Raw genomic sequence first — 8,757 nt, 5'->3', positions numbered from 1 at the left:
GTTACTCCGCGTCGGTGGCGAGAATTTGCTGGTCTATCTCGTATAGTGCTTCTGCAAACTTCATTTCCATGCAATGCCTTAATGCTTTAAGTGCCTTTTCTTTGGTGCTGTATTGCGCAATCCCTTTCTGTGATGCGGAGCGGGGTCTTTCTTCATTTTCAACCCATCCGTCACCATGAGATACAGTGGATGACCATGATTTATATACACGGCAGGAATATGTGTTGATAGACCAACCGTTAACATACTGGGTGATGCTATCTGGTACGCCTACATCGCGATCTGCTCCATAGTCAGACCATCTAAGCGATCGGTTTATATCCATAAGGCGAACAGCGTTTTCAAGTTGTTCTTTTTCTCGTTTATTCATTGCCATCATCTATCTCCAATAAAAAACCCGCCGTAGCGAGTTCAGATAAAAAAATCCCCGCGAGTGCGAGGATTGTTATTTTTGCGGTGCTGAGAGCCGAGCTGCTGCGCTTCAGCATCTGTGGACTCTCCCGATAAGCAAACAAGCACCCCGAAGAGCGCTTGTTTTATCTTTCAGCATAAGATAGTTACGTGCTGAATGACATGCGAACGTATAATCTTCACATGAGGTATGTTAAAAGCTATCGCATCATTGGAGCTTGAAGTCGTCGATATCATCTACAAATTCCAAATACCCATCTTCAACGTATTTTAAAACAAGTAAATGCTTAATTCCCTCACTTAATGAGGTTGGCCTTTCAAGCACAAACTCGAACCCATCCTCGTAAATTTTGCCTAACCAATAACCACCGCCATATTCCTTAAGCCTTTGAAAGAAAACATATCCTCCAGGCTTGAAATAATTGAGTGTCTCGTCTCTATAAACGATTTGGTAGTTAGGTACTTTGCCACCCATTTTAGCCACCATATATACTGTGTTTTTGTACAGTATAAATTAAAGCAAATGTTGGTCAATTTTGAAGGGTTAGATAATAACTTAACTCTGAAAACAAATTGTTTACGGCTTCTGCTATAGTTCAGTTTGATCAATAATCGCGAATGCTTTCGAACTGTCTTAACTCCTTATCAATCAGTCGCTTACTCTGCTGACGAGCTCGATGTTTACAGGTTCTCAATTCAGCATCATATCCGTTTCCTTTTCTGTAGCCTCGTGAGCGACACAACGAACAGGTACAACCATCAACCGAATAGAATTTCCCAAATGGTTGCATTACTTTTCCTCCTGCGGCGGCTCTGGTAGCGGCATCCAGTGTGATGGTTTCCACGACGCCCCAGGAATTAGCCACCCATCATTAGTGTCAGGATGCCACGGGATGTAAGTCGCCCATTTCATTCGCCAGTCACCTTTCCTGCCAAACTCTCTGGCAACAAGAACGCCAGTTTTGCTATCCGGCATTCGCTCACTACAGCTTATCCAACCATCCTGAGTTACCGGAGAGTTGCCATTCACATCGAAATTTGGCTTTGCGTCCTGAACCAGAAGGATGTAACCGTTCTTGGCTGTGTCCAGTTCTGATACCTCGGTGACAGTACCGAAATAGCGATTACCTAAATCAGCATCACAAGTGCTTACATCAATGGAAACTTCCATGCCTTCGATTAATTCTGGCAAGTTGTAAGTTTGGCTTACAGGTTGGCTACCCTGAAGCATGGCGGCGCGGCAGGCGTTCCAGGTGTTCCAGTATTTATTCCACATCGAGTCGCTACGGTATTTGTCGTCTACTCGGAACTGGCGCACAAAGCCTTTGGTATGGCCGGTATAGTCCGCCACCCAGGCTTCAAAGACGTCCCGATTGGTTTCATCGTCCAGGATGTTCACCGGCAGCGGCATCATCTGCGGAACGGTATAGAGCGCAATGTCTTTGCCGAAACCGTAGGAGTTTGGCCACAGGTGCGCGTAAGAGTGCCCATCAACTCCTTCCAGGCTCTCCAACTCCTCCGCGTCGGTATAGGCCACTGGATCGCTGTTTAGGGCCACAGAAAGCAGCATGCGCGCCATCACTGAGCATTCAAACTTAACGTCGCTACCATTGTCCTCTTCAGCGATTTCACGCAGGCGCTCAACGTCCATCGTCTCGTTCGCCAGTGTTAGCGGCTGCGGTTTCAGGCTGATATGCTGCTGTTTCGCTTCCATCTCTTTTACGCGCTGTTCGGCGGCGCGTACCTTGTTGTCCAGCTGCTCTATGACGGAAGCTACTGCCTCATTGAACGTAGCCACAACACGTAGAGATCCGTCTTTCTGCGGTTCGATGATGCTCCCAACGGTGCGCTCTGAATCGTCTAGTGCCTTCTCAATACCAATGATATAAGCCTCGGATTGGATGATTAGTGTCATTTGCTCTCCGAAGTAATGGAGTTTGCACACTTGTCGCACCAATAATGAGTCAGACCATTAACATTCAAACGGTAAGAATCGTTATAGCATCGAGGGCATTGGACCAAAACGCCACCAGCAATAATGGCTTCGCGGGATGGGATATGGTTTTCGGTAGGTTGATGTGGCTCATTTTTCATCATTGCCTCGACGATCTCATTGGCAATAGAGTGCATGCTCTTCCAGTAAACCTTGTCTGCAAAATTATCAGACTTCAGCCACTGATTACGTACGGCGGCACGAAGCGCGGCGATAGCGCGAATATTTAAACCTTCAGGGATCGCCGGATAGTTGCACCAGTGGATAATATGATTTGAGTCGTACTTCTTCCCCTCAACAACTATTGCGATGCCTGATCCTCGGGTATCGCGACCGAATCCGATACCCAACAAATGACCGCTCTCATCCCAGGCAATTACGCGCGCTCCGGACACAGGCCGCTCTTGCGGGAAATATGCTGCAAATTCACCTTCCGCAATACGGAGTCTATTTCCTTTGGGGGTGGCATGCAGCGGAGCGGCGTTTTTATTCAAGAAATCCAATGCTGGCGCGGTCTGGATGGCACGCAGCGGCTCGGCGTTGAGCATGGCATTGCGGCAGGCGTTATAGCCTTGCGCAAAGCTCTTTTGATAAAGATTCATGTCATCAGATGTCGCCATTTCATCAGGCACTACCGGCGCAGGCTGCTCTTTGAATTCGTCGGCATAACGAATAACCCGGTCAATGAGACGCTGTATCCAGCGCTCTATCTGGAAATTAAACTCTTCCTTTGATTCAGGTAACGCAACACCAACAACACCCAACGCCTTGTCCAGATTTTTAGGGATAAATTCTTTGTCTACCGGCACAGGCTGGGCGTGACGATAGAGCGGGATATCTCCCACCTCCTGGTTTTGTTTACCCCAAATCAAAGAGGTTTCTCGCCCCCTGGCAATGTGACGAAGATTTCGTTCGTCGGTGAACACAACGGGGTCGGCACCTTTCTCCGCTTCGAGCGCTGCCAGCGCTATACGTGCCAGCTCCTCCGCCTCTTCTGCCGGCAGCATAACGTTGCTATCAGCTCCATATGTTTCGCGCCAATGCTGAATTTTGAGCAGGCGTTCTTTGGTAATAGTCATGGTGTACTCCAGTTATCTTCGATAGCCACACTAAGTCGGTGCAGCCAGTCAGCTAATTTCAGCATTGCTTCGCGTTCGCTAAGCCCTTCCGGAAAATCTTCAAGTTCAACGAAAGGCTTAAACCGCCCGAAGGCGTCGTTCTTAACTGTCAGCTTCTGTTCAAGTGTGGTCTTCTTAACCTTGCTGTGATGCCGTAGAAGGTAAACAGACTGAGATTTTTCGGTTTCCGGATCGTATTCGTAGGCAGTTAGAATCATCTGGCTGCCGCCGCGATTTAATCCTCGCCACATAGCCACGTCCCCTTGCAGGTAATAGCGTTCATGGGTTAGTCCTCCCTGTACGGATTTAATTTGTTGTGCAGTTTGTTAAATGGCCCCCATACGATGGAGCTATACCACTCGGCTATTTTTTTCTGCCTGTACGCCTGCTAACCAGATGAAGAATATCGGTGATATTGGAACCATTAAAATAAGAAAGAGAAGGAAAAATAGAGCCTCTTTAAACCGACTTTGACGTGGATAATTCTTCCGGAGTATTTTTGTCATTTCACTCCCCCTTAACCTTGATGCCAGCGGCGCGTATTTCGTGTATCGCATTGTCATTACCAGCACACCAACCCTCGGCGTAATCCCGGCTGAATCCGCTCAGGTGCATGACCTCACCAACGCTGCGTTTTGGTAAGTTGACAGCCCGCGCCTCCAGTTCACGAACCTTGCATTGGAGATCAAAGGATTTTTCGCTGTAAACATGGCGTAACTGTTCTTTGTCCCACAGGTCAGACTCAAGTTTTTTGACCTTCTCACGCAGCAGCTCGTTGAGTTCTTCAAGCTCACTAATACGCAGCGCCTGTTTGTCGATTGTCATGCTGTACCCCCAAAAATCCATTGGTTACCTGCGTGCGCCTGGAATTTGCAGGACGTGTCAGGCATAACCAACTCATGAACCACTTCGCCTGTTTCAACAAAGTAGTAGTTGCTGTCTGTAACGTTGTTGATGAAGAATGCCTCGCGCTCGCGCCATGACATCTCACCGAGAATACGCTGCACCTTTTTGGTGACTGGTCGGTAATCAGGTTCTATGCCAGCCAGTTTTGCCGCCGCGTAGTTGTGGTGGCCATCCATCAGGATGGTGTATTGCTGCCCACGCAGAACTATCGGGTAAACAGATACGATAAAACGCTTAAATCTTGCCGCTCTGTCGTTTACCTTTGCCTTGTCGAGGTAGCGCTGACTGCTGATAAGCTGACCTTTAATAATGCTCATGCTGCACCGCCTTTGCGAAGTTGGCCTGTGTTATTTATGCGGCTAAAATAGAATCCGAATAATTTCTTCCATGGCTTAACTACAGCGTCCCTGATTGAATTTGGGTTAAAGCCAGCCTCAATAGCCTGTTTGCTATCAAAGAACACATACCCAAAACCTTCCTCATTCTCTGCACAAACTGGGCCTTTATACGAACCGTGCTTTCTTCCTCCGGCTAACCCAGTTCTATATGCGTGCTGAGTGTTACCCGCTATCGTTGTCCACTCAAGGTTTGATGCATCATTGTTTTGTTTGTTGCCGTCTTTATGGTTAATTACGTGCTCATCAGATGGCTTAGGCCCGATGAAGTTTTCAGCAACTAATCGGTGGATGTTCACGCCTTTCAGTTCCCCTTCAAGCTCCAGCCTAACGAACAAATACTGATTTCTGTTCTTGCCGCGCATAGAAGGGTTTAACTGTCTTAGCTTGCCAGAAGCCATTGAGAAAATTAGCCCCTTTGAGGAAATGAAATAGCGATACTTAAAACCAAAAATCTCTTTCACATCACCAAATAAATCAGCCAGCGCCGCGTATTTAGCCTCAAGCTCCGCATAATCAGACGCCAGAACCATGTCAACGCAGAACGATTCAGACTGTACCGGTGGAGATAAATCAGATGGGGACGCGGTGTAAATTTTTACCTCTTGCATTTATCTTTCCTCAGTATCGCATTCAAATATTTATTCTCGTTAATAGAAGGGAATGAATTGCGCTGCAATAATTCTTCGCGTGTAGGCATTGGTTTAATTTTGTGCCTAATAATAAGTTCGGCTGGTAGAATGTCGGGATTGTATGCAAGTCCTCTCATCGTAAATTCCTCAGTCATTACTTATTGCGCCATAACGTGAGCGGTAATTACGCAGGCGCGGGTCTATTTCAATAAATTTGGTGTAAGTGGCTTTGCGGAATGGCCGGATGGATGTCTGGTAAATTCGCTCGCGTTCTTCTTTCTCTGCAAGCCATATACAGTGGCGAAATTCCTTTTCCTCTTTCGTTTCCTGCGGTAGTGACATTATCAGGTCGTAGTTTTTTCTGAATTTATCCAGCACCTCCGAGACGGAATTGCCGGAACAGCGGAGAGGATTGTTATAGTCAAACAATGGTTTTGTCATAATAATATGATATCCATTATACAATGTTTGTGGCTTGTTTGTATTTGCTATGTTTTTATGGCGTTGATTATAAGTGTCTCCATATTTTCTTGTTTTTAATTAAACCAACATGTGTGTGGCTTATATTGTATTCTCTAGCAATAATTCTGTTTGATCTGATATCTCTACGGATATCAAAAATCTTATCCTTTGTTAATTTTGAGTTACCGTTCTGTTCTCCTGTTTGATATTTTGCGCGTCCCTTATGCCGCATATCTGCATTGTTGTCAGAAACTGTACCTACTGCTAGATGCTTTGGATTTACGCAAGATGGGTTGTCACACAAATGAATCACAACCTTTCCTTCTGGAATTATTCCTTTACTAAACTCATATGATAATCTGTGAGCCTTAACCACTTTTCCATTAACGCTTATTCTTCCGTATCCTCTGCAACTCTTCCCAGCCATCCAAATATGGCACTCAGTTTTCATATTTTCAGGCACATACCCTGAATTAATGTCAACCTTTGCTAAAAACCTATTCTTTAATTCATGAAGATAATTATGTGATAAATTTTCAATCATTTTAATTAACCACTCATATTTCAAGAATCTATATCAAGATACTGGATGTGTTACCACGATTATTAAAATGGGATCTCATCGTCGAAGTTCATGGGAGGTTCGTTGTGATTTCCCTTCTGCTGAGGTTGTTGTCTTTGTTGCTGACCGTTATTTCGCTGATGTGAAGACTGTTCATTGCTTCCTTGCTTGCCACCAAGCATTTGCATGGTTCCACTAACGCCAACGATGACTTCGGTAGTGAACCGATCCTGTCCACTTTGGTCCTGCCATTTTCTTGTCCGCAATTTGCCTTCAAGATAAACCTCAGAGCCTTTTCGCAGATACTCGCTGGCAATTTCTGCCAGTTTCCCGCTCATCACCACACGATGCCATTCAGTCTGCTCCTTTTGTTCGCCAGTCTGTTTATCTCGCCACTGCTCTGATGTAGCGACTGTCAGGTTAGCGAACGCCGTCCCTGATGGTGAATAACGAACCTCCGGGTCTTGTCCGACCCGGCCTAAGATGATCACCTTATTTACGCCTCTACTAGCCATTTATGCCGCCTGTTTTAGTTCGTTAACTCTGATGTTCATTACCTGAACGCATTTTGTCTGCGCATCATCGTGACCAGCCAATAATTGCCAGTCATGCTGATAACGCTCAATGAGTTTTTTCTTGTCAGTTTCTGTTGCTGCATAATCGCTGAAGTCTTTCAGGATTTGTTCGCAGTCAACCGATGGAGATTTCTGGTTGGTATTTTCTGGTGATGGTTGATTGCCTGATGCTGGCATGGCCCAGTTCGGCAGCGATGGAGGGAGCCAGTAAAATCCTGTTCCATCCTTCAGTTTGGCCCTGTGCCATCCTTGTTTCTTATCACTGGATATCTGCGCAAAACCTTCCTCAAGGTTATACAGATACCGACCAATTCCCCACTGAACGGCAGCACGCTTCATTGCGCCGGAGCGACCACCTTTGACGGCTTCTACCTGTGTGTTTTCAGCAGCATCCCATTTGGTTACCCATTCAGAACCAATCTTGATTGATATGCCACATTCAACACCGCCGTTGTTCGGGATATCCCGATATTCGTTACGCCAGCCAGCCTTGCCGCATACATCATCAAGGCGCTTCATGATTGCCCTGTTGGTCACATACGCGAGCACCATTGCCCAGACTTTACCATCTCGCGTTTTTCCGCTTTGTTGGATACGCCATTCAATATCGTCAGCAGCGAATGGCGCATCAAAATCATTCAAATTCATAAACACCTCAGAATGGGAGTTCGGAAGGATTAGCCAGAAACTCGCCTTTATTCATTCGCTCACGACGAGCCATATCAAGACAGAAGGACTTCATCGACTTATCACCGGCCTTACGCCAGTACATTGCCTCAGTCAGGTGATACTGACGCTTTATCCTGCTTAATTCTGGAGTTCTGGCTAGGTCTGTAGGAATCATTATCGTTCTCCTGTTCTTTCTGCTGATTGAGCATGTCCTGCATAAGGCGAATAAACGCATCGTCTGACCAGGTATCTGTAATGCTCACTAAATAATCTCCGGCTCGTTTTTATGGTTAAGCACGATATCTACCAGCAGGTCTTTAAGTGGCTTAGCTTCGGTCAGTGTGTGGATGTGCAACTTGCCGTCTTTGTTAACTGCTGCTCTCCATGGCTTTCCGTGGTGAATAACCAGCATTCCTGGAGTTACGCACTGGCGAATAACGGTTAATGTGTTTTGCATAACGCCTCCAGTTGCTTACGAACAGCGCGAATAAGACGACGAATACGCTTGGATAATTCGGATTCAGCGGGATAAAAAGCGGACATGACGCCGCTACCCGCGAGGCTTAGTTGCATCATGGGCTGGTTCCTTATGTTGTGTGTGATTGCATAGCGATAGAGACTCGTGAATCTCTGTTGATATGCGGGCATGAAAAAGCCGCACTCAGGCGGCTTCTGATTTCTCTTCTTCGTAGCGCTCGATAATCTCGTCGCTATAGCTGTTTTCCGTTAGATAGGCGATGATTTCATCCATTTCCATCTCAGCAAAAGCGGTATCCAAGAGGTGATGGCAAAACTCTTTAATTTCGCCATAAGTGTTTAAGTCAAACTTAATAGTCGTATTATCTTCTTTGACGGTTACTTCTCTCCATCCACCATTTGATGAATAAGTTGCAACTTTTCGAACGTCGATTTCCATGCTTTCCTCCAGGTAAAAAGAATGCCGCCCATATAGAGCGGCAAATAACATCAAGGGATGATTTTTCGATTAACCAGAACGAGTCGTCGTCCTCGTTTGGTTACGAGCGATATTGCTC

16 protein-coding genes and 3 pseudogenes are annotated in these 8,757 nt (G+C 46.1%); 1 reads left to right on the top strand and 18 read right to left on the bottom strand.

Annotated elements, in window-relative coordinates; genetic code table 11:
- Position 1: 1 nt before the first annotated feature.
- The 16 genes and pseudogenes from ABVN36_RS24230 to ABVN36_RS24155 all read right to left on the bottom strand — a co-directional run bounded on the left by ABVN36_RS24230 (position 2) and on the right by ABVN36_RS24155 (position 7,898).
- A complete protein-coding gene (locus ABVN36_RS24230) occupies positions 2-379 on the bottom strand; it encodes a hypothetical protein (protein WP_223163363.1) in 378 nt (125 codons plus the stop codon).
- A complete protein-coding gene (locus tag ABVN36_RS24225; protein ID WP_023138682.1) occupies positions 363-488 on the bottom strand; it encodes a hypothetical protein in 126 nt (41 codons plus the stop codon). Before ABVN36_RS24225 ends, ABVN36_RS24230 begins: the two co-directional genes overlap by 17 nt.
- Before the next feature lie 131 nt (positions 489-619).
- Positions 620-886 carry a hypothetical protein gene (locus ABVN36_RS24220; protein WP_023138681.1) on the bottom strand — a complete coding sequence of 89 codons (267 nt, stop codon included), beginning with the start codon at positions 884-886 and terminating at the stop codon, positions 620-622.
- Positions 887-1,201: 315 nt separating this feature from the next.
- Positions 1,202-1,657 (bottom strand): annotated as a pseudogene (locus ABVN36_RS24215) (DUF551 domain-containing protein); the annotation flags it as partial.
- Positions 1,658-2,322: 665 nt separating this feature from the next.
- Entirely contained in the window at positions 2,323-3,483 is a 1,161-nt protein-coding gene (locus ABVN36_RS24210; protein WP_023138679.1) for a hypothetical protein, read from the bottom strand.
- Entirely contained in the window at positions 3,480-3,773 is a 294-nt protein-coding gene (locus ABVN36_RS24205; RefSeq protein WP_000267991.1) for a hypothetical protein, read from the bottom strand. The genes ABVN36_RS24210 and ABVN36_RS24205 overlap by 4 nt, the downstream gene beginning before the upstream one ends.
- A 35-nt stretch (positions 3,774-3,808) precedes the next feature.
- Positions 3,809-4,028 (bottom strand): annotated as a pseudogene (locus ABVN36_RS24200) (DUF4014 family protein).
- A gap of 1 nt (position 4,029) precedes the next feature.
- Positions 4,030-4,191, bottom strand: a pseudogene (locus ABVN36_RS24195) (ead/Ea22-like family protein); the annotation flags it as partial.
- A 152-nt stretch (positions 4,192-4,343) separates the two neighbouring features.
- Complete coding sequence (locus ABVN36_RS24190) at positions 4,344-4,745, bottom strand: ParB/RepB/Spo0J family partition protein (RefSeq protein WP_023993443.1); 402 nt, start codon at positions 4,743-4,745, stop codon at positions 4,344-4,346.
- The gene (locus ABVN36_RS24185; RefSeq protein WP_023993442.1) at positions 4,742-5,434 is read right to left on the bottom strand and encodes an HNH endonuclease signature motif containing protein; all 693 of its coding nucleotides are present in this window, start codon (positions 5,432-5,434) and stop codon (positions 4,742-4,744) included. Before ABVN36_RS24185 ends, ABVN36_RS24190 begins: the two co-directional genes overlap by 4 nt.
- On the bottom strand, positions 5,422-5,592 hold the full coding sequence (locus ABVN36_RS24180) for a DUF2737 family protein (protein ID WP_023993441.1): 171 nt from the start codon (positions 5,590-5,592) through the stop codon (positions 5,422-5,424). The genes ABVN36_RS24185 and ABVN36_RS24180 overlap by 13 nt, the downstream gene beginning before the upstream one ends.
- 10 nt (positions 5,593-5,602) lie before the next feature.
- Positions 5,603-5,896, bottom strand: a complete 294-nt coding sequence (locus ABVN36_RS24175; RefSeq protein WP_079917330.1) for a phage anti-RecBCD protein — start codon at positions 5,894-5,896, stop codon at positions 5,603-5,605.
- 67 nt (positions 5,897-5,963) lie between these two features.
- The gene (locus ABVN36_RS24170) at positions 5,964-6,461 is read right to left on the bottom strand and encodes an HNH endonuclease signature motif containing protein (RefSeq protein WP_024148104.1); all 498 of its coding nucleotides are present in this window, start codon (positions 6,459-6,461) and stop codon (positions 5,964-5,966) included.
- 62 nt (positions 6,462-6,523) lie between these two features.
- On the bottom strand, positions 6,524-6,994 hold the full coding sequence (ssb, locus tag ABVN36_RS24165) for a single-stranded DNA-binding protein (protein ID WP_052929366.1): 471 nt from the start codon (positions 6,992-6,994) through the stop codon (positions 6,524-6,526).
- On the bottom strand, positions 6,995-7,702 hold the full coding sequence (locus ABVN36_RS24160) for a Rad52/Rad22 family DNA repair protein (protein ID WP_393923736.1): 708 nt from the start codon (positions 7,700-7,702) through the stop codon (positions 6,995-6,997). It lies immediately after the preceding gene.
- A 7-nt stretch (positions 7,703-7,709) separates the two neighbouring features.
- Positions 7,710-7,898, bottom strand: coding sequence for a hypothetical protein (locus ABVN36_RS24155; protein WP_000613174.1), 189 nt, complete (start codon positions 7,896-7,898; stop codon positions 7,710-7,712).
- Positions 7,899-8,009: 111 nt separating this feature from the next.
- Between ABVN36_RS24155 and ABVN36_RS24150 the strand changes: the two genes are divergently transcribed.
- Positions 8,010-8,168, top strand: coding sequence for a hypothetical protein (locus ABVN36_RS24150; protein WP_157784771.1), 159 nt, complete (start codon positions 8,010-8,012; stop codon positions 8,166-8,168).
- Here ABVN36_RS24150 and ABVN36_RS24145 read toward each other — a convergent pair.
- Both ABVN36_RS24145 and ABVN36_RS24140 read right to left on the bottom strand, forming a co-directional pair.
- A complete protein-coding gene (locus ABVN36_RS24145) occupies positions 8,165-8,299 on the bottom strand; it encodes a hypothetical protein (RefSeq protein ID WP_000983401.1) in 135 nt (44 codons plus the stop codon). The genes ABVN36_RS24150 and ABVN36_RS24145 overlap by 4 nt on opposite strands.
- An 85-nt stretch (positions 8,300-8,384) precedes the next feature.
- Positions 8,385-8,639 (bottom strand): hypothetical protein, encoded by a 255-nt coding sequence (locus tag ABVN36_RS24140; protein ID WP_000401881.1) that lies wholly within the window; start codon positions 8,637-8,639, stop codon positions 8,385-8,387.
- Positions 8,640-8,757 lie beyond the last annotated feature (118 nt).

It is taken from the genome of Salmonella sp. SJTUF15581 (genome assembly GCF_043356775.1).
GTDB classification, from domain to species: Bacteria; Pseudomonadota; Gammaproteobacteria; order Enterobacterales; family Enterobacteriaceae; genus Salmonella; species Salmonella enterica.
The sequence above is the reverse complement of the archived record's forward strand: the minus strand, read 5'-3'. Positions and strand labels throughout refer to the sequence as shown.

Coding starts and splice junctions, on each gene's coding strand:
- ssb (WP_052929366.1), bottom strand. CDS start 6,994: ATGGCTAGTAGAGGCGTAAATAAGGTGATCATCTTAGGCCGGGTCGGA.
- ABVN36_RS24170 (WP_024148104.1), bottom strand. CDS start 6,461: ATGATTGAAAATTTATCACATAATTATCTTCATGAATTAAAGAATAGG.
- ABVN36_RS24190 (WP_023993443.1), bottom strand. CDS start 4,745: ATGAGCATTATTAAAGGTCAGCTTATCAGCAGTCAGCGCTACCTCGAC.
- ABVN36_RS24210 (WP_023138679.1), bottom strand. CDS start 3,483: ATGACTATTACCAAAGAACGCCTGCTCAAAATTCAGCATTGGCGCGAA.
- ABVN36_RS24145 (WP_000983401.1), bottom strand. CDS start 8,299: ATGATGCAACTAAGCCTCGCGGGTAGCGGCGTCATGTCCGCTTTTTAT.
- ABVN36_RS24230 (WP_223163363.1), bottom strand. CDS start 379: ATGATGGCAATGAATAAACGAGAAAAAGAACAACTTGAAAACGCTGTT.
- ABVN36_RS24185 (WP_023993442.1), bottom strand. CDS start 5,434: ATGCAAGAGGTAAAAATTTACACCGCGTCCCCATCTGATTTATCTCCA.
- ABVN36_RS24220 (WP_023138681.1), bottom strand. CDS start 886: ATGGGTGGCAAAGTACCTAACTACCAAATCGTTTATAGAGACGAGACA.
- ABVN36_RS24225 (WP_023138682.1), bottom strand. CDS start 488: ATGCTGAAGCGCAGCAGCTCGGCTCTCAGCACCGCAAAAATAACAATC.
- ABVN36_RS24205 (WP_000267991.1), bottom strand. CDS start 3,773: ATGTGGCGAGGATTAAATCGCGGCGGCAGCCAGATGATTCTAACTGCC.
- ABVN36_RS24140 (WP_000401881.1), bottom strand. CDS start 8,639: ATGGAAATCGACGTTCGAAAAGTTGCAACTTATTCATCAAATGGTGGA.
- ABVN36_RS24175 (WP_079917330.1), bottom strand. CDS start 5,896: ATGACAAAACCATTGTTTGACTATAACAATCCTCTCCGCTGTTCCGGC.
- ABVN36_RS24150 (WP_157784771.1), top strand. CDS start 8,010: ATGGTTAAGCACGATATCTACCAGCAGGTCTTTAAGTGGCTTAGCTTC.
- ABVN36_RS24180 (WP_023993441.1), bottom strand. CDS start 5,592: ATGAGAGGACTTGCATACAATCCCGACATTCTACCAGCCGAACTTATT.
- ABVN36_RS24160 (WP_393923736.1), bottom strand. CDS start 7,702: ATGAATTTGAATGATTTTGATGCGCCATTCGCTGCTGACGATATTGAA.
- ABVN36_RS24155 (WP_000613174.1), bottom strand. CDS start 7,898: ATGATTCCTACAGACCTAGCCAGAACTCCAGAATTAAGCAGGATAAAG.